The 16,960-nt window shown below is 50.8% G+C and carries 17 protein-coding genes; 14 read left to right on the forward strand and 3 right to left on the reverse strand.

Annotation, left to right across the window (positions count from 1 at the left end; translation table 11 throughout):
* Positions 1-239 precede the first annotated feature (239 nt).
* Entirely contained in the window at positions 240-1,532 is a 1,293-nt protein-coding gene (locus tag SPIBUDDY_RS02100) for a UDP-glucose dehydrogenase family protein (protein ID WP_013606108.1), read from the forward strand.
* Between the two features lie 139 nt (positions 1,533-1,671).
* The gene (locus SPIBUDDY_RS02105; RefSeq protein WP_013606109.1) at positions 1,672-2,133 is read left to right on the forward strand and encodes a hypothetical protein; all 462 of its coding nucleotides are present in this window, start codon (positions 1,672-1,674) and stop codon (positions 2,131-2,133) included.
* A 71-nt stretch (positions 2,134-2,204) separates the two neighbouring features.
* Here the strand turns inward: SPIBUDDY_RS02105 and SPIBUDDY_RS02110 are convergent, their stop codons facing one another.
* Together SPIBUDDY_RS02110 and SPIBUDDY_RS02115 are read right to left on the reverse strand one after the other, a co-directional pair.
* Entirely contained in the window at positions 2,205-2,498 is a 294-nt protein-coding gene (locus SPIBUDDY_RS02110) for a hypothetical protein (RefSeq protein WP_013606110.1), read from the reverse strand.
* 61 nt (positions 2,499-2,559) lie between these two features.
* Entirely contained in the window at positions 2,560-3,060 is a 501-nt protein-coding gene (locus SPIBUDDY_RS02115; protein WP_013606111.1) for a hypothetical protein, read from the reverse strand.
* Positions 3,061-3,196: 136 nt separating this feature from the next.
* Between SPIBUDDY_RS02115 and zupT the strand changes: the two genes are divergently transcribed.
* The 7 genes from zupT to SPIBUDDY_RS02150 all read left to right on the forward strand — a co-directional run bounded on the left by zupT (position 3,197) and on the right by SPIBUDDY_RS02150 (position 10,117).
* The gene (zupT, locus tag SPIBUDDY_RS02120) at positions 3,197-4,018 is read left to right on the forward strand and encodes a zinc transporter ZupT (RefSeq protein ID WP_013606112.1); all 822 of its coding nucleotides are present in this window, start codon (positions 3,197-3,199) and stop codon (positions 4,016-4,018) included.
* Positions 4,015-4,539, forward strand: a complete 525-nt coding sequence (locus SPIBUDDY_RS02125; RefSeq protein ID WP_013606113.1) for a GNAT family N-acetyltransferase — start codon at positions 4,015-4,017, stop codon at positions 4,537-4,539. Before zupT ends, SPIBUDDY_RS02125 begins: the two co-directional genes overlap by 4 nt.
* 155 nt (positions 4,540-4,694) lie before the next feature.
* Positions 4,695-5,990 (forward strand): ABC transporter substrate-binding protein, encoded by a 1,296-nt coding sequence (locus SPIBUDDY_RS02130; RefSeq protein WP_013606114.1) that lies wholly within the window; start codon positions 4,695-4,697, stop codon positions 5,988-5,990.
* A gap of 23 nt (positions 5,991-6,013) precedes the next feature.
* Complete coding sequence (locus SPIBUDDY_RS02135; protein ID WP_013606115.1) at positions 6,014-6,916, forward strand: carbohydrate ABC transporter permease; 903 nt, start codon at positions 6,014-6,016, stop codon at positions 6,914-6,916.
* Positions 6,906-7,739 carry a carbohydrate ABC transporter permease gene (locus SPIBUDDY_RS02140; protein WP_013606116.1) on the forward strand — a complete coding sequence of 278 codons (834 nt, stop codon included), beginning with the start codon at positions 6,906-6,908 and terminating at the stop codon, positions 7,737-7,739. Before SPIBUDDY_RS02135 ends, SPIBUDDY_RS02140 begins: the two co-directional genes overlap by 11 nt.
* A 12-nt stretch (positions 7,740-7,751) precedes the next feature.
* Positions 7,752-9,113, forward strand: coding sequence for an FAD-dependent oxidoreductase (locus SPIBUDDY_RS02145; RefSeq protein ID WP_013606117.1), 1,362 nt, complete (start codon positions 7,752-7,754; stop codon positions 9,111-9,113).
* Positions 9,110-10,117: a LacI family DNA-binding transcriptional regulator gene (locus SPIBUDDY_RS02150; protein ID WP_013606118.1), complete on the forward strand. Its 1,008-nt coding sequence runs from the start codon at positions 9,110-9,112 to the stop codon at positions 10,115-10,117. The genes SPIBUDDY_RS02145 and SPIBUDDY_RS02150 overlap by 4 nt, the downstream gene beginning before the upstream one ends.
* Here SPIBUDDY_RS02150 and SPIBUDDY_RS02155 read toward each other — a convergent pair.
* Positions 10,100-10,843: an AAC(3) family N-acetyltransferase gene (locus SPIBUDDY_RS02155; RefSeq protein ID WP_041380506.1), complete on the reverse strand. Its 744-nt coding sequence runs from the start codon at positions 10,841-10,843 to the stop codon at positions 10,100-10,102. The genes SPIBUDDY_RS02150 and SPIBUDDY_RS02155 overlap by 18 nt on opposite strands.
* A 147-nt stretch (positions 10,844-10,990) precedes the next feature.
* Between SPIBUDDY_RS02155 and SPIBUDDY_RS02160 the strand changes: the two genes are divergently transcribed.
* The 5 genes from SPIBUDDY_RS02160 to melA all read left to right on the forward strand — a co-directional run bounded on the left by SPIBUDDY_RS02160 (position 10,991) and on the right by melA (position 16,900).
* A complete protein-coding gene (locus tag SPIBUDDY_RS02160; protein ID WP_245523797.1) occupies positions 10,991-12,124 on the forward strand; it encodes an AGE family epimerase/isomerase in 1,134 nt (377 codons plus the stop codon).
* 247 nt (positions 12,125-12,371) lie between these two features.
* The gene (locus SPIBUDDY_RS02165; protein WP_013606121.1) at positions 12,372-13,646 is read left to right on the forward strand and encodes an ABC transporter substrate-binding protein; all 1,275 of its coding nucleotides are present in this window, start codon (positions 12,372-12,374) and stop codon (positions 13,644-13,646) included.
* A 64-nt stretch (positions 13,647-13,710) separates the two neighbouring features.
* On the forward strand, positions 13,711-14,607 hold the full coding sequence (locus SPIBUDDY_RS02170; RefSeq protein ID WP_013606122.1) for a carbohydrate ABC transporter permease: 897 nt from the start codon (positions 13,711-13,713) through the stop codon (positions 14,605-14,607).
* Positions 14,608-14,616: 9 nt separating this feature from the next.
* Complete coding sequence (locus tag SPIBUDDY_RS02175) at positions 14,617-15,447, forward strand: carbohydrate ABC transporter permease (RefSeq protein ID WP_013606123.1); 831 nt, start codon at positions 14,617-14,619, stop codon at positions 15,445-15,447.
* Positions 15,448-15,580: 133 nt separating this feature from the next.
* Entirely contained in the window at positions 15,581-16,900 is a 1,320-nt protein-coding gene (gene melA, locus SPIBUDDY_RS02180; protein ID WP_013606124.1) for an alpha-glucosidase/alpha-galactosidase, read from the forward strand.
* Positions 16,901-16,960 lie beyond the last annotated feature (60 nt).

The following is a 16,960-nucleotide window of genomic DNA, read 5'->3' on the forward strand; positions in this document are numbered from 1 at the left end:
ACATTGTCTCCTTTTGTGATTTTCTTTATGCTAATAGTAATAGTACCGAAAATCTATTCTGTCTATATTTCCAACACCTCGCATTCGGTAATTTTTTAGCTTTTTTTGTTATTCCTCTATAGTAATAGATATATTTTGACACTTTGATAAATTATGTAGATTTGTAGAATCTGGATTTCAACAGGTGTTGCTAAGAAGCTCAAGCTGTGGGACAATCAAGGGAGTTTGGGGGGACAGACATGCATTTGACCATTGCGGGAACCGGGTATGTAGGATTGGTGGCAGGCGTGTGCTTTGCCAAGGTAGGGCACCATGTAACGTGTGTGGATATCGACGAGAAGAAGGTGGAGATGCTGAACAAAGGCCTCAGCCCCATCTACGAGACTGATTTGCAAGAGTATCTGCAGGAAGGTCTGGAGAAGGGCCTTCTGCACTTCACCACCAACTACCGGGAGGCATATAAAAGTCCCGATGTCATCTTCATCGGCGTCGGCACTCCCGAGCTTCCCGACGGATCGGCCAACCTGAGTTACGTAGCTTCAGTTGCCCGCCAGATTGCTGAGAACGTCGAACGAGACTGCCTGGTCGTTGTGAAGTCCACCGTTCCGGTGGGTACGAACGACAAGGTCGAGCAGTTCATCAAGGACTCATTGGTCCACCCGGTGCGTATCGAAGTTGCCTCGAATCCTGAGTTCCTTGCCCAAGGCACCGCAGTGCATGACATGATGCATGCCCAGCGCATCGTCATCGGGGTGGAGGACAAGCATGCAGAAGGGATCCTGCGTGAACTCTATAAACCCTTCAACCTGCCTGTGGTCGCCGTCAGTCGACGCAGTGCGGAGATGACCAAGTATGCAGCCAACGATTTTCTTGCATTGAAAATCTCCTACATGAACGATTTGGCGAACCTCTGTGAACTTGTTGGCGCCAACATCGAGGACGTGGCATTGGGCATGTCCTATGACGAACGCATCGGCTCACGCTTCTTGAAAGCCGGCATCGGCTATGGCGGCAGTTGCTTCCCCAAGGACACCAAGGCGTTGCAGTATCTGGCAACCCAGTACGGCTACAACCTCAGGACCGTGAGTGCTGCAGTGGATGTGAACAACGAGCAGCGCTACAAGCTCTATCGCAAGGCCTGCAATCGTATGATCACCTTCAACGGCATCAAGGTGGCGGTGCTTGGTTTGGCCTTCAAGGCAGGTACCGATGACCTGAGGGAGTCGCCTTCCATCTATAATATCCCGCTTCTCTTGGATCAAGGAGCTTTAATCACTGCCTTCGACCCTGTTGCAGAGGAGAACTGCAAGCGCCAGTACCAGTTTGAGATGCAGTATGCCTCGAGTGTTGAACAAGCGCTTACCGGTTCCCAGGTCTGCTTCATCTTTACCGATTGGCCTGAGATCCGAAGCCTTTCTCCCTCGGTCTTCAAGCAGCTCATGCGTACACCTCTGGTCTACGACGGAAGGAACCTCTTCAACCCCAGGGCCATGTTGGAAGCCGGGGTGGAGTATTACAGCATCGGGCGCTGACATGAGTGAGGATACGCGACCCTTTCATGGAGTAATAAGCTCTATTCAACCAAGAATAAGGCTCAATCGCTCGTTTGACCAATCTTAGCACAGCTATCTTGGGTATGCTCTGACAATACTAGAGGCAGAGGGAACTCCCTTGCTGGTAGGCATCAGTGAGAAGCTGCAGGAAAAGCATCAGTTGAGGGTTGGTGTGGTGGTTTCAGGCTGTTGCAAGCCAGTGGAAGACAGCAAGTTGGAGAGCGTGGACTACTACCGGGTAACCGGCTTCAAGGTGTTTGAAGCCGAATCAGAGCAACCTGTTCCTCCGTCGTTGGAGACCTATCGACAGCGGGGTCCTAGACGCCTTGCTGCCAAAACGTACGAAACGGCATGTACATCTTGTATGTGGGGTTGCAGGATGGCAGTTGAAATCATCGTCGACCAGTGGAAGCCCTGGATTCGCAAATATCGCACGGAGACCTTCTGTTATGGTCCCAAATCATGCAAAAACTACCGTCCCGGTCCCAATCGCCGTGTAACCGGAAGAAACAAAATGGTGTACATTGAAGAGGATTGGGTGGATGAGATGCTGACAGAACACAGAGGTGAGGACGAATGACAAAGAAACGGGTCTCTCGCTTTAGCGAAAGACCCTACTTTTCGTATTCAGGTAGAACCATTGCTTTTGCTCTATCGCAGTGCAAACTCCACCATGTGCTGTTTGGCTCCAGCGATATTGCCCCTGTCCATCGCCTTCTTCACCTTCAGAAGGATTCTCCTTCCCTCGGCTTCGGTAAGGGTATTTCCCTCAAGGGTTTGTGCCAAGTTAATGCTTAAGTCCAGCACTCCGTAGGCGGCTTCAATATTGCCCCGCTGGATATTCTCGATCAAGGCCGAGTCGAGCATGTCGAGCAGAAACGGGGTGGTGACTACGGTATGCTCAGTACTGAGCTGCATCGCGTCATGTGGTGTATATCGTATCATAGGCTTATATCCTCAATTAGGGGCATCTTCGTCCCCTCAAGGATAATATCGCCATAAACGCTTATAGTTTCAAGTAGTAGCAATGAATGTTGCTCTCTTCCCCTACCAAGGTGACGATTTCGCTTTTGCCGTCACGGCTTTGTGAGTAAACTACCTTGATCGGCAATACATTTCCATCATAGGTGAAATCAAAGCCGTCATCCTCCTGGAATACCAACCTGCCATACATGACCGGCATATCGATGGCAAGCAATTCCATCTCAAGCTCGGATGCCTGTGCTTTGACAGTACCGAAAGAAATTTCCTGTAAGCTTATTCCATAAAATTCCGGCAGTGCAGTGTCGCCTTCGGTGTCATCGAGCTGCCATCGGTTTCCCGCAAGCCTGGAGACTACATCGATTGCCTCTTCAACCGTAGGTTCTTCTGCGATGGGTTGGTAGCTGCAACCATAGCAGCCAAAGGTGAAAATGAAGAGCAACACCAAAGCGAAACAGACAAGAATCGCAATCTTGGGTTTTGAGAGCTTCTCATTCTGTTTCTTTTCATTCTGATTTTCTTCCATTGAGTCCTCCTAATCGAACTACGCTCTAGTATTTCTGCTCAAGTAGGCTTTCTCTAGTTGCAATCCAAATCAAATGTTGGCAGTTGCCCCACGTAGCATGCTCATGGTAGGGTAGTGCTATCGGGAGATGCATGCCATGTATGAATTCGACGTCTCAACACTGCTGTTTGCCTTTGGGTTGACGGTGTTTGCAGGCCTTGGTACCGGCGTAGGTTCTTTGATGAGTTTCTTCTCCAAAAAATTCAACCCAAAGTTCTTGGCCGCCGCTCTAGGTTTCTCTGCAGGCGTCATGATCTATGTCGCCATGATCGAGATTTTTGTGAAAGCACGGCAGTCGCTCGAAGGCGCCCTTGGTGCCAAAATGGGCTATGCTTTGACCACAATCGCCTTCTTTGCAGGCATTGCCATTATTGCCATCATCGACAAAATCATTCCCGATTACGAAAACCCACACGAAATACAAGACCACGGTTCTGCAACAAAGCCTTTTGTCGACGCCAATGACTCCAAGCTCATGCGCATGGGCTTCTTCAGTGCTCTTGCCATCGCCATCCACAACTTTCCCGAAGGCCTGGCTACCTTCATGGCAGCGGTCAGTGAACCCAGTCTGGGTATCAGCATCGCCGTAGCCATCGCCATCCATAACATTCCCGAAGGAGTGGCAGTGTCGGCACCCATCTACTACGCCACCAAAAGCCGCAAGAAAGCCTTCTGGTTCAGCTTGCTCTCCGGTCTTGCCGAACCGGTAGGAGCCTTTATCGGTTTCTTCCTGCTCAGGCGTTGGTTCAACGACATCACCTTCGGGTTTGTCTTTGCCGCAGTCGCCGGCATTATGGTCTACATCTCCCTGGATGAACTCTTGCCCACCGCCGAGGAGTATGGTGAACACCACGTCGCCATAACCGGGGTGATAGCAGGCATGATTGTTATGGCAATAAGCTTGGTGATGCTCTCATGAACAGTGTGCTTGAGACCTCCCGGTTGCTTCTCAGAGAAATGAATCAGGCTGACTATCCCTCCATCGCAGCCATCGTCCAGGAAGAAAAGACCATGTATGCATACGAGGGACCTTTCAGCGATGCTGAGACACAGGCATGGTTGGAGAAAAATCGTGTGCGATATAAGATGGATGGCTTCGGCCTTTGGGCAGTCATCCTGCGTGAAACAGGACTCATGATCGGGATGGCAGGCCTAAGCTGGCAATCGATCGACCAAACCCAGGTCCTCGAGATAGGATACCTGTTCAACAAACACTACTGGGGGATGGGGTTTGCAACCGAGGCGGCCAAAGCGTGCAAGGAGTATGCCTTTACGGTTTTGGATGCGAAGGAAGTCTATTCCATCATCCGGGACACGAATATCGCCTCGATGAATGTGGCGATCCGTAGCGGTATGCTTGTGAGAAGCAGATTCATCAAGCAGTATCGAGGTGTCTTAATGCCCCATTTAGTGTTTTCTGCCAAACGGCTGAACACATAGGATTCTTAATCCCTTACTTCCTGCTCTCAGAGGAAAAACTGCCTCGAATTGGTTGCCTTCTTCGGAAGGCAATTTTTTTCGTTGACGGATTGGCGAGTAGGATATACGATAAAGAGACTGATTAAATGATTAATCAAACACTTAAGGAGGAATGTATGAACTTGAAACACACCAAGGGGGTAGTCCGCACTCTCGCCCTGTTGCTTGTTCTTGTGCTGAGTATGTCGATGGCATTTTCACAGGGAGCCGCTGAGAGTACAACACCAGCTGGGCCTGTAGCTATGACGATTGCAACCTGGACAAGCAACGCAGATCAGATTGCCTTGCTCGATTCTTTTGTCCAAGGCTTTGCCAAGGAAAAGGGCATAGAGATTAAGGCAACCTTTGAATCGATTCCCTTTGCCGAGTACAACACCAAGCTCTCCCTCGAACTGCAGGGAGCCAGTGGACCCGATCTGTTCTGGGTTTTGGAAACTGCAGCCCCTGCCTTCATTCAGAGTGGACTGCTAGCCAAACTCAACGACGGCATGAAGGCCTACGATCCCACCGACATCTCCAGCGATGCCCTGGAACTGTGGAGCAAGGGTGGCAATGTGTACGCCATTCCCTTCTCGACCTCTCCCTTCTTCATCCTGTACAACAAGGACCTGTTTGCAAAGGCCGGCCTGAAGACTCCCGAGCAGTATGCCGCCGAAGGCACCTGGAACTGGGAAACCTTCAGAACCGTCAGCAAGACGATTAAGGACAAGACCGGTGTCTGGGCCCTGCAGACCGTCGATGGTCAGGGCTATGACGCCCGTATCCTGCACAACCTTGCTCCAATGGTACGCTCCTACGGTGGAGACTTCTGGACCGAGGACGGCAAGGTGCTGGTCAATAGTGCTGAGTCGGTAGCCGCAGTCACACTGTTCCACAACATGGTGTATCAGGATGCCTCTGTGGTACCTCCTGGAAACCAGAGCGACTTCTTTGCCGGCAATGCAGCGATGACCATTGGTCAAATCTCACGTGTATCCAAGCTCAACGGAGCGACATTTGCTTGGGGCCTTGCTCCGATGCCCGCAGGTCCTAAGGGTGAATCCCCGGTGATCGGCCAAGCAGCCATTGGTGCAAATTCCAAAGGCAAGAACGTAGCCCTTGCAAGTGAATTGGTTGGCTACATGACCAACAAGAGCTCGGTTGCTGCCATGGCAGGCATTTGGCCGCCGGCCCGCAAATCCGTACTTGAGTCCGAAGCCTTCCTCACCTCCAATAAGAGTGTGACCAAAGAGCAGATGCAACTGGCCGTTGCCGACTCCATCAAGAATGGCCGTGTACTTCCCAGTCATGTGAAGTACCCCCAGATCGAGGTCGAGTCGAAGATGATCTTTGACAAGCTGTGGAACGCCAATGCAAACGTCAAGGCCATCCTCGACGAAGTTGCCGCAGTCTACGCAAAGTACACCAAATAACTGATTCCCAGGAGAGAGGACGAATGAAGATACAAACCTTGAAAGCGAGCCATAGGCGGGAAGCAATCATCGGTTGGGCGTTTATCGCCCCCCAGATGGCGGGCTTTATCGTCTTCGTCCTGCTCCCTTTGGCCTCGGTTTTTGTGTATAGCATGCAGGAGAAGAACCTGCTTTTCGGTACCAGTCTGTTTACCGGACTTGAGAACTTTCGCCTGCTTGCCCAAGATCCTTTATTTGCAAAGTCCTTGGTCAACACCCTGATCTTCAGTGCCGGGGTGGTACCCCTGAACCTGGTCTTCAGCCTTTTGCTTGCCCTCTACCTCGGTGGAGGCAAGCGTGGAACGAAGTTTGTCAGGGGTATCATTTTCCTGCCGGTGATCACCAGCGGTGTTGCCTGGGCCATCGTATGGAAGTACCTGCTGCAAGGAGGCGATGCCGGTCCGGTCAACGCCTTCCTCTCGGTGTTCGGCATCACCGGGCCGAACTGGCTGTTCGAGAAAGGGTGGGCGATGGGTAGTGTCATCGTCACCCGGGTGATGAAGAACTTGGGTATGAACGTTCTCATTTTCATGGGAGCGGTACTGAACATGCCAGGCGACGTCCTTGAAGCTGCCCGTATCGACGGGGCTAAACGCTTCACCCTGTTCTTCAAGATCAAGCTGCCCCTGCTCATGCCCACCGTCATGATGGTGACCATCGTCACGATCATCGGTTCGATGCGTGTCTTTGACACCATCAAGCTCATGACCGATGGAGGGCCCGAAGGGTCGACCATGGTCATGGTCTACTACATTTACCATCAAGCCTTCAGAATGTTCGACACCGGCTTTGCCTCAGCCCTGGCCGTGGTGCTGTTTTTGATCGTTCTGCTTCTGACCGCCCTCCAGTGGTTTACCCGTAAGAGGATCTCCTACTATGAAAACTAAGAAATATTTCAATCAGATCCCCTATTGGTTGTTGATGCTCATTCTCACTGTTCTCTTCGTATATCCCTTCTGGTGGATGGTGGTGAACTCACTGAATGCGAGCGCCGAAATTTTCGGTGCGCCCAAACTATTACCCACCTCGTGGGCATTCTCCAACTATCGGGATATTTTTACCGTACAGCCGTTTGCCCGCCATTATACCAATACAGTGGTGGTTGCCCTGCTGGGAACGTTGGGCAACGTGCTGCTCTGTGCCATGGCGGGCTATGCCTTTGCCCGTATGCACTTTCCGCTTCGTAATACTGCATTCTTGTTGTTGCTCACCGCTTTGATGATGCCCATCGAGGTCACCATCATTCCCTTGTTTTTCCAGATGCGCAACTGGGGGGCGCACGATACCCTCACGCCCTTGATCCTGCTGGGAATATTCGGCAGTCAGGGGGCCTTTTCCACCTTCATGTTACGCCAATTCTATGTGACCGTGCCCAATGAGCTAGAGGAAGCAGCCCGCATCGACGGGCTCAATCCCCTGGGGATTTTCATCCGCATCATGCTGCCGGTCGCTGTTCCCGTTCTCAGTTCGGTAGCCATATTGGCTTTTATCGCAGTTTGGAACACCTACTTGGAACCATTGGTATTTCTCAGCTCGCTGGAAAAATTCACGCTCCCGCTTTCGCTGACGAATTTCAACGATACCTACGGTCTTCCCCAATGGCACCTGCAGTTGGCGGCGACCACACTTTCCATTGTACCCATTATGGCAGTCTATCTGATTTTCCAACAGAAAGTTTCCGACTCCATGGTGAATTCCGGTTTGAAATAAGAGGAGATCTTCATGCAAAGCATTACTCATACACCCTATGATTTGGTTGTTGTCGGTGGCGGCATCGCAGGCAGTATGGCAGCAGTTGCTGCAGGTCGTGAAGGTCTTTCTGTCCTGCTCATTGAGGAAGAAGGGTATTTAGGGGGAAGCCTTACCGCCTGTGGAACCGGCCCGATGATGACCTTCCATGCAGGACAGACGCAAGTCGTCCGTGGCCTTACTGATGAAATGATACAGCGTCTGGTACACAAAGGCTTATCGGTCGGCCATATTGCCGACTCCACCGGGTACACCTATTCGGTCACTCCCTTTGACAGCGAAGGTATGAAGCGCGAACTGGAGCTGATGTGTCTTGAGGCTGGGGTGCAATTGCTTTTTCACACCACGGTAGTGGAAGCGAATCCTCAGAAGGCCATTCTCTCTTCGATCAAATGCCTCTGTGCAGGCAACCTTTTCAGTGTGCAAGGCTCCTATTTCATCGATGCTTCGGGTGATGCCGACCTCATTGCCATGGCCGGTATTCCCTACGAGCAAGGCAGGGAAACCGATGGCAAGGACCAGCCGCTTACCATGAACTTCAAGCTGGTGGATGTGGATCTCCAGATCATTCGCAACCTCATGGACAGTGATATCGAGCTGTTTCCTTTCCTGATCCCTAAAGCAGGATTGCAGCACCAAGCCAGCCGGCTCTCCTTTTCCGGCTTCCAGCAAATTATGTACGAAGGGATAGAGAAAGGTGAAATTACCTTCGACCGCGATATCGTGCTTTGCTTTGAGACCAATGCAAAGAACGAAGTCATCGTAAATATGACGCGGGTGTTGGACAAGAATCCGGTCAAGCCGCTTGAACTTACTGCAGCCGAGCTGGAAGGCCGGCGTCAAGTTTGGGAGCTGTACGGCTTTCTGAAGACCCATATCCCCGGTTTCGAGCATGCACGCATGACCTCTAGCGGCCCCCGCATCGGTGTGCGTAGCTCTCGCCGACTCAAGGGTTTGTATCGGGTTACTGCAAAGGATTTGTTGAACGAGACCATCTTTGACGATGCCATCTCCGCCTGCGGTTATCCGATCGACATCCATTCTCCCGATGGAGCTGCCACCGACTCGACCTTCCTGCGTGAAGGCGGCTTCTATACCATTCCGCTGAGAAGCCTGCTCAACGCCCAGGTTCCCAATGTGCTGGCAGCAGGCAGAAACATCAGCTGTGAGTTTGCCGCACACGCGAGTTTGCGGGTGAGCCCGTCAGCCGGAGCCATAGGGCAGGGTGCGGGGACTGCCGTTGCCTTGGCTGTCAAAACCAAAACCGATCTTTTCCATCTTGATTTGGAAGCCCTGCATGCTACACTGCGCAAGGCGGGAGCATTCATAGGATGAAAGAATTCAAGCGGGTAACCTTGCAGGATGTAGCCAAGGAGGCAAAAGTCTCCTATGCCTCCGTTTCGGCCGTGCTCAACGGCAAGGATGGCAAGAGTATCCGGGTAGCTCAGAAGACGAAAGAGTTGATATTGGAATGTGCTGCAAGGCTTGGGTATGTCCCCAACATGGCAGCGCGCAAACTGAAAAACGGGACCAATTCCCTGATAGCAGTGTTCACCTACGAGCAGATTTTCCCTGTAGAGTCGGAGAATGAGTACTACCGCTTCTTTGTCGGCATCCAGGAAACGGCGGAAAAGTTGGGCTATGACATTCTGATTCTCAACAACCGGCCTACCGAGGAGAACTCAAGTCGCATCGTACTTGCCGATGGGGCTGTCATGATGGGTGTGAACCGTGACGACAAGGGCATCGAGCGGTTGGTGAAAGCCAATTATCCGCTGGTGTTTGTCGGGCGTCGCGAGGTTTCGGATGTTTCGACCCACTGGGTGACCTTTGACTATCAGAAAGTGATCGCCCAAATGGTCGACCATCTCAATGATTTGTGTAGTGCTCGCACCCTTGTGTATGTGGAGTCGCAGGAGCAGGAACGGGAACCCAGAAAGGACAAGCGTCGATTCTTGTTGGAAGCTGCCCAGTCCCTTGGGCTGGAAGTGCTTATTGTACAAGCCGATGAGCGTAATATGCTCTCGTTGGAGGCTTTCGGCCTCATAGAGCAGTGCAAGGTGGTTGTTTTTGACCGCCTGTTCCTGCTCGAGCCCTTTGAGCGCTTGTTGGAAAGAAAAGGCCTGAAGCTTGGCAGCGATATCTGGGGTGCAGTGCTCGAGGATGATTGGATGGGCAGCCATGAACATTGGACACGGTGGTCGAATCAACGCTTGGAACTGGGCTCGCTTGCAGTGGAGTACCTCTCACACCTTTTGCAGAAGGAAACCCTTGAGCAACTTGAAACCCTTACCCCGTTGTATCTGGTTATATCCGAGAGCTCAGCGTTCCCCAAATAAGTCAGGCTCCTTGAGGAGCAACGCATTCAGCGCCTGTGTAAGAGGCTGGGTTTGGTGATACAGCACTGTAGCATCTCCAAGCTTTCCTTCCTTGAGGATTCCTTTTTCACGAAGAAAGCCTTCAACCTTGGGAAAGTTCTCCGCTACATGGCCGAGATGCCCGCTGTTGGGACGGGGAACGAGCGTTCCGTCGGCGAGGCGGATGAAGAGCATACGCTTGTTCTCATTGATGCGGTTGGGGATGTCCAGCCACTCTTCCACGCCGTGGATGAAGGTGTCCCGATTCAAGCCTACACCAACCAGCAGGATGGTCGCATTGCGGTCCAGCAGCTTGCCCCATGCTCCCTGTCTCGGGCAGGGAGTGGTAAACAGGTGGTCTCCATCAGTGAAGGATCGGGCATCCCTGCCGAAGGCGACAACCGAATGTGTCGGATGTGCAGAGCGTATGCCGTTCGGGGTTTTTCTTGCCAGTTCGGGAATAATGCCGATGCAGACCTCGGTCTCCTGTACGCTGTAATAGGGTTGGTCTTCGGTCACATTCGCCCAGGTGTGGGTGGGGAAGACCATCAGGCCGTTTTTCATATACTCAACCATGGAATCGATTATACTCTGAGGCCCCCCTTCAACTTCACCCATACTCTTGTAGGAGAGGTGTGCAAGGGTGGTTCCGTTCGGGTCGATGCCGAGCGCTTTCAAATCGGCGAGCAAGCTTTGTTTCGTGTGCATGGGAGCAATCATGCCATACGAGTGAGGGAGAATCAAGGGCGGAAAACCGATGACTCACCTGCGTAATTGGAGTAAGATGATCGGTATGCGGGGTATGCAATGAAACAGACTTCTGAGCTTTTGTATCAAGAATATAGGCACATGCTGATGGATAACATTCTTCCATTCTGGCTTCGTTACGGTTTAGACCGGGTGCATGGCGGCATGTATACTGCATTGGACCGGGATGGTTCGCTTCTCGATACCGATAAATCGGTCTGGTTCCAGGGTCGCGCCTTGTGGACCTTTGCTACAGCCTACCGCCAGGTGGAGCAGAACAAAGAGTACAAAATGGTGTGTGACTCCCTGGTCTCCTTCATCGAGCAGAACTGCTTCGACCCCGCAGATGGTCGGATGTACTTCAGGGTCGCCAAGGATGGCAAGCCGGTTATCAAGCGCCTGCGCTACGTGTTCAGTGAAACCTTCACCATACTCGGCTTTGCAGCCTATAGCAGGGCGTTCAATCGTCCCGACTATGCACAGAAGGCGTATGACTTGCTGCTCAAGGTTGAACACTATCTGCTTACCCCGGGCCTCTTGGTCCCCAAGTTCGACACTCCCTCCCTTGGATTCGGCCTTCCTATGATTCTGCTCAATACCGTGCAGGAACTCAGGGCGGCTCTTCCTGAAAAAGCTGAGGAGTTCACTACGCGCATCGATGGCTATCTTGAGCAGATTAAAACCTACTTCATTCGACCGGAATTGCAGATTGTGGTAGAGCAGTGCAACCCTGACGGGTCGCTGCAGCTCGACCATTTTGAAGGGCGGCAGCTTAATCCGGGTCATGCCATAGAAGGTGCTTGGTTCATTCTCAATGAAGCGCGGTACCGCAAAAACGACCCTGAGTTGATGAACTTGGGAACCACCATGCTCGATTGGATGTGGAATAAGGGCTGGGACAGTGAGCACGGCGGGATTATCTACTTCCGTGATGCCCTGAATAAAAGTGCCACCGAATACTGGCACGACATGAAGTTCTGGTGGCCTCAGTGCGAGGCGGCCATTGCCAACCTCATGGCCTACAGCATGACCGGAAACGATGGCTACCTACAGCAGTTCGATACCGTGCACCAGTATATCAAAGGCCATTTCCTCGATTATGAGTTCGGGGAATGGTATGGCTACCTGCATCGTGATGGTACCCTTTCAACACCACTGAAGGGCAATATGTACAAAGGCCCGTTCCATATACCCAGAATGTATCTAGTCTGCTGTCAGTTGCTTGATGAGCTGAGACGGTAGGAGGAGAAAGAGGGGAGCTTCTTGTATGAAGTTCCCTTCTTGTATAGACACCTGTCTATCACATTGCAAAGCACTGGTTACTTAACATTTTTACATGTATTCGTAACATTTCTACATTGTTTTCAACAAAATACCCCCTAAGATAATATATGTCCAAGTAATTACTTATGCATTCTCACCCTTTGGACAAGAAAAGGAGTGAAGAGGTTTTTATGCCTCTCACTGAATAAAAACTAGGAGGAATTGTATGAAAAAGAGGAGTGTTGCCCTGTTGCTCGTTGCGCTGGTCGCAAGTGCATTGCTGTTTGCAAGCGGGGATGCTGAAAAAGCGAAAGCCCCTGATGTTTCCAAGCCGTTGTCGGTCATGATCTGGGACTCCAACCAAGAGCCCGGTATTCGAAAAATTATTGATGACTTCACCGCCAAAACCGGTGTTACTGCTGAAATCCAGGTTGTGGATTGGAATAACTATTGGACACTGCTCAGTGCCGGAGCGCAAGGCGGATCGCTTCCCGATGTGTTCTGGATGCATTCCAACGAATCACAGCGGTATATGTCCAACGACATGCTGCTCGATGTAACCGACCGCATCGCCAAGAGCTCAATCATCGATCCTGAGAACTACCCTGCAGACATCTGGAGCCTCTATACCTACAACAAAAAATATTATGCTGTTCCAAAAGATGTCGATACCATCGCCCTTTGGTATAACCGTGCACTGTTCGACCAGGCCGGTGTAGCATATCCAACTGATAACTGGACATGGGATGACCTGTATGCCGCCGCAAAGAAGATTACCAAGGCTGACGGCAGCGTCTATGGATTTGCCAATGTGAACTCAAACAACCAGGCTGGTTGGTACAACCTGATTTACGGCAACAATGGCTATGTACTGTCCGAAGACAAAAAGAAGTCGGGACTGGACCTTCCTGCTTCCATTGAAGCAATGAAGTGGATGGAGAAGATGATCAATGAGAATTTGATGCCTCCGCAGAACGTGATGAGTGAGAGCTCGGAGGACGTTCTTCTCCAATCCGGTAAAATTGCAATGACCATGCAGGGTTCCTGGATGTTGCCTGCTTTCCGCGACAATGAGTACACCCTGAAAAACTGTGATATCGCCATGCTGCCGAAGAACAGCAAGACCGGCCGTCGCCCATCCATCTACAATGGTCTGGGTTGGGCCATTGCCAAGAGCTCCCAGCGCAGTGATGATGCTTGGAAGCTTGTTGAGTACTTTGGTTCAAAAGAAGGCCAACTCAAGCAGGCACAGCTGGGCATCACGATGTCTGCATATACCGACACCAGTGAAGCATGGAAGAACGGCGTGCCGCAGTTCAACCTGCAGGCGTATTTGAACATGCAGGACGATATGGTTATCCGCCCGTTCTCCAGAAATACTGTGAAATGGGAGAATGCCGTGCTTGATGTCATGCTGAAGGTCTGGTCGAAGGAAATGACCATGGAAGCAGGATGCAAGGAAGCAGCCCGCCAAATGAATGCAATTCTTGCCGAGGAGTAAGAAACACGTGTTTGAACCCGGGCGGGGGAGACCCTGTCCGGGATTGTCCAAGGAATGATTCTGCATGAACAGACGCTCGCTACGTTCTACAACTACAACCCAGATGTTTGTCTGGGGATGGGTTTTGATTCTTCCCACCATTATGGGCTTGATGGTTCTGAACATCGTCCCCATGATTGCCACTGTCTATCAGAGCTTCCATAAGACAGGAGATTTCGGTAGGGGTAATGTCTTTATCGGGCTGAAAAACTTCCAGAAGTTGTTCTCCGACCAGGCGGTTTTGCAATCGATCATCAATACATGCAAGTATACGATTGCCCAGGTTCCGCTTTCTGTTTTTATCGCCTTGATTCTGGCTGTGATGCTCAACCGGCAGATACGAGGCAGAGGTGCCTACCGAACCATTTTCTTCCTACCCATGGTTGTTGCCCCGGCTGCTATCGCCATGGTATGGCGATGGCTCTACAACTCAGAATTCGGATTGATCAATAATGCATTCAATCTCAATGTGAGTTGGATTTCCGATCCTGCCATTGCAGTGTATTCAATAGCCATCATCGGCATCTGGTCCGATATCGGATACAATATGATTCTATTCCTTGCAGGACTGCAGGAGATCCCCAAGGACTACTATGAGGCAGCCGACCTCGATGGGGCGAACGCCATCCAAAGCTTTCGGCATATAACTGTTCCGATGGTCTCCCCGATTCTCTTCTTTGTCATCGTTACCCGTATGATTGCCGCCATGCAAGTTTTTGATACCATTTTCATGGTCATGGAGCAGCGGTCAAATCCAGCTATGTATAAAACCCAGTCATTGGTATATCTCTTCTACCAATCCTCGTTCGTGGAACGGGATTTTGGGTATGGTTCAACGATTGTAGTAGTGTTATTGGTTCTCATTATGTGCATAACTGCAATACAGATGATCGCCCAGAAAAAATGGGTCCATTACAATTAGGAGGCACGGATGAGAAAAAGAAAGCTTTCAACCACCTTGTTGTTGCATGCGATTCTGGTCTGCGTCTCACTGACCATGATCATTCCCTTTGTGTGGATGATTCTTACCTCATTTAAAACGGCAGGGCAGTCCATACAGCTCGATCCGTATGTATTCTTTCCCACAAGGTTCCAGTTCGATTCCTTTATTCGTGTGTTTACGACGAATAATTTCCTGAATCTGTATAAGAACACCCTCCTGTTGATTGCATTCAGAATACTCTGTGCCGTGGTGACAGCGAGCATGGCTGGATTCGCGTTCGGTAGATTGAAGTTCTTCGGTTCTGAATTGGCATTCTCACTTGTTCTTGTTCAGATGATGATTCCCAGTCAGATTTTCATCATTCCCCAGTACCAGATGATCAGCAGGCTGGGTATGACCAATACGACCTTTGCTCTGGTCTTTCCCGGATTGGTGAGTGCTTTTGGTACCTTTTTAATGCGTCAAGCATACAAAATTCTCCCCAAGGATATCGAGGATGCCGCCAAAATCGATGGGTTGAATATCGGAAAAACCTTTATTCTCGTACTCGCCCCCCTGACAAAATCATGTTTGGTAGCCTTAAGTGTATTTACTGCGGTGTTTGCCTATAAGGAACTGATGTGGCCGATGATCGTCAATACCAGCAAGGACTCATTGGTGTTGGCTTCTGCCTTGGCAAAAATGAAAGGCCAGTATATGGCCAACTATCCAGAGCTCATGGCAGCGTCTTTGATCGCGTGTGTTCCGATGATTGTCTTGTATTTTATCTTCCAAAAGCAATTCATCGAAGGAATTGCGACCTCTGGAGGAAAATTATAGCGCTTTGTTTGTTTTGTAGTCTCAGGTTCTGATGAAAGGCTCCCATTAAGGGATGTCATTGTCGGTATTTCTTGGGAAGTCGGTATATGTGGTAAGATTCCTCGTAAGAGGACCTTGCAAAAGAGGGGATGTGATGAAAATTACCTTTTTAGGAGCAGGCAGCACCGTGTTTGCACGCAATGTGCTGGGTGATTGCATGGGAACCGAGGCGCTCAGGTGCGCAGAGATGGCACTCTATGACATTAATGCAAAACGGCTGGAAGAATCGAAACGTATCTTGCAGGCCATCAACGATACCATCAATGAAGGACGTGCCCGTATAACGGTCTATCATGGACCTGGTCAGCTGGAAGCTGCCCTGCAAGGTGCCCGCTTCGTCGTCAATGCCATTCAGGTGGGAGGGTATGATCCTGCAACCATCATTGACTTTGAAATTCCCAAGAAATATGGGTTGAGGCAGACGATTGCCGATACAATCGGCATCGGGGGTGTCATGCGTGCGCTGCGTACGATTCCTGTAATGGATGAGTTTGCAAAAGTCATGCAGCGCGTCTGCCCTAACGCCCTGTTGCTGAACTACTCGAATCCCATGGCTATGCTTACTTCCTATATGCTGCGCTATTCAGCGGTACAAACCGTGGGCTTGTGCCACAGCGTGCAAATCTGCTCGGAAACCCTGCTCAAAGGACTGGGTATGGAGGACAAGCTGGAAGGACGGGTGGAGACCATTGCGGGCATCAATCACATGGCATGGCTGTTGAGTTTGTATGACAAGAATGGCAATGACCTGTATCCCGAGATCAAGAGACGGGCCGCCCAAAAGAATGCGACACAGAAGCACGATGACATGGTCCGTTATGAGTATATCAAGCACCTTGGGTATTACTGCACCGAGTCGAGCGAACATAATGCCGAGTACAATCCGTTCTTCATCAAGAAGGGCTATCCGGATTTGATCGACCATTTCAACATTCCCCTGGATGAGTATCCCAGAAGGTGCATCCGTCAGATTGATGAGTGGGAGGACGAGTGGAAGAGTATCCACAACCAAGGAACGATTGCCCACGAACGTTCGCTTGAGTACGCTTCCCATATTATGGAATCAGTAGTTACCAATACGCCGTACAAGATCAACGGCAATGTGCTGAATACGGGCTTGATCGACAATCTTGACCAGAGTGCGTGTGTCGAGGTTCCTTGTCTGGTGGATGGAAGCGGTGTGCATCCTTGCAAGGTAGGGAAGCTTCCTGTGCATCTTGCGGCTATGAACATGACCAATGTCAACGTTCAGCTACTCACCGTCGAGGCGGCGGTCAGCAGGAAGAAGGAGGACATCTACCATGCTGCGATGCTTGATCCTCACACGGCGGCCGAGCTTTCCATCGACGACATTGTTTCCCTGTGCGATGAGATGATTGAGGCGCATGGTCCTTTCATGGCCATGTATCGCTGAAGCCCTTAGCGTTGCTGTGAATATTCCCCCGCCCAACCGGCGGGGGTGTATAGTTACGAG

Source organism: Sphaerochaeta globosa str. Buddy (assembly GCF_000190435.1).
In the GTDB taxonomy this organism is placed as follows: Bacteria; Spirochaetota; Spirochaetia; order Sphaerochaetales; family Sphaerochaetaceae; genus Sphaerochaeta; species Sphaerochaeta globosa.

What these genes read in the sequence shown, in the direction of transcription:
- SPIBUDDY_RS02130 (WP_013606114.1), top strand. Translation starts at nt 4,695, where the DNA reads ATGAACTTGAAACACACCAAGGGGGTAGTCCGCACTCTCGCCCTGTTG.
- zupT (WP_013606112.1), top strand. Translation starts at nt 3,197, where the DNA reads ATGTATGAATTCGACGTCTCAACACTGCTGTTTGCCTTTGGGTTGACG.
- SPIBUDDY_RS02170 (WP_013606122.1), top strand. Translation starts at nt 13,711, where the DNA reads ATGAACAGACGCTCGCTACGTTCTACAACTACAACCCAGATGTTTGTC.
- SPIBUDDY_RS02135 (WP_013606115.1), top strand. Translation starts at nt 6,014, where the DNA reads ATGAAGATACAAACCTTGAAAGCGAGCCATAGGCGGGAAGCAATCATC.
- SPIBUDDY_RS02150 (WP_013606118.1), top strand. Translation starts at nt 9,110, where the DNA reads ATGAAAGAATTCAAGCGGGTAACCTTGCAGGATGTAGCCAAGGAGGCA.
- SPIBUDDY_RS02100 (WP_013606108.1), top strand. Translation starts at nt 240, where the DNA reads ATGCATTTGACCATTGCGGGAACCGGGTATGTAGGATTGGTGGCAGGC.
- SPIBUDDY_RS02140 (WP_013606116.1), top strand. Translation starts at nt 6,906, where the DNA reads ATGAAAACTAAGAAATATTTCAATCAGATCCCCTATTGGTTGTTGATG.
- SPIBUDDY_RS02145 (WP_013606117.1), top strand. Translation starts at nt 7,752, where the DNA reads ATGCAAAGCATTACTCATACACCCTATGATTTGGTTGTTGTCGGTGGC.
- SPIBUDDY_RS02110 (WP_013606110.1), bottom strand. Translation starts at nt 2,498, where the DNA reads ATGATACGATATACACCACATGACGCGATGCAGCTCAGTACTGAGCAT.
- SPIBUDDY_RS02175 (WP_013606123.1), top strand. Translation starts at nt 14,617, where the DNA reads ATGAGAAAAAGAAAGCTTTCAACCACCTTGTTGTTGCATGCGATTCTG.
- SPIBUDDY_RS02115 (WP_013606111.1), bottom strand. Translation starts at nt 3,060, where the DNA reads ATGGAAGAAAATCAGAATGAAAAGAAACAGAATGAGAAGCTCTCAAAA.
- SPIBUDDY_RS02155 (WP_041380506.1), bottom strand. Translation starts at nt 10,843, where the DNA reads ATGCACACGAAACAAAGCTTGCTCGCCGATTTGAAAGCGCTCGGCATC.
- melA (WP_013606124.1), top strand. Translation starts at nt 15,581, where the DNA reads ATGAAAATTACCTTTTTAGGAGCAGGCAGCACCGTGTTTGCACGCAAT.
- SPIBUDDY_RS02165 (WP_013606121.1), top strand. Translation starts at nt 12,372, where the DNA reads ATGAAAAAGAGGAGTGTTGCCCTGTTGCTCGTTGCGCTGGTCGCAAGT.
- SPIBUDDY_RS02160 (WP_245523797.1), top strand. Translation starts at nt 10,991, where the DNA reads ATGGATAACATTCTTCCATTCTGGCTTCGTTACGGTTTAGACCGGGTG.
- SPIBUDDY_RS02125 (WP_013606113.1), top strand. Translation starts at nt 4,015, where the DNA reads ATGAACAGTGTGCTTGAGACCTCCCGGTTGCTTCTCAGAGAAATGAAT.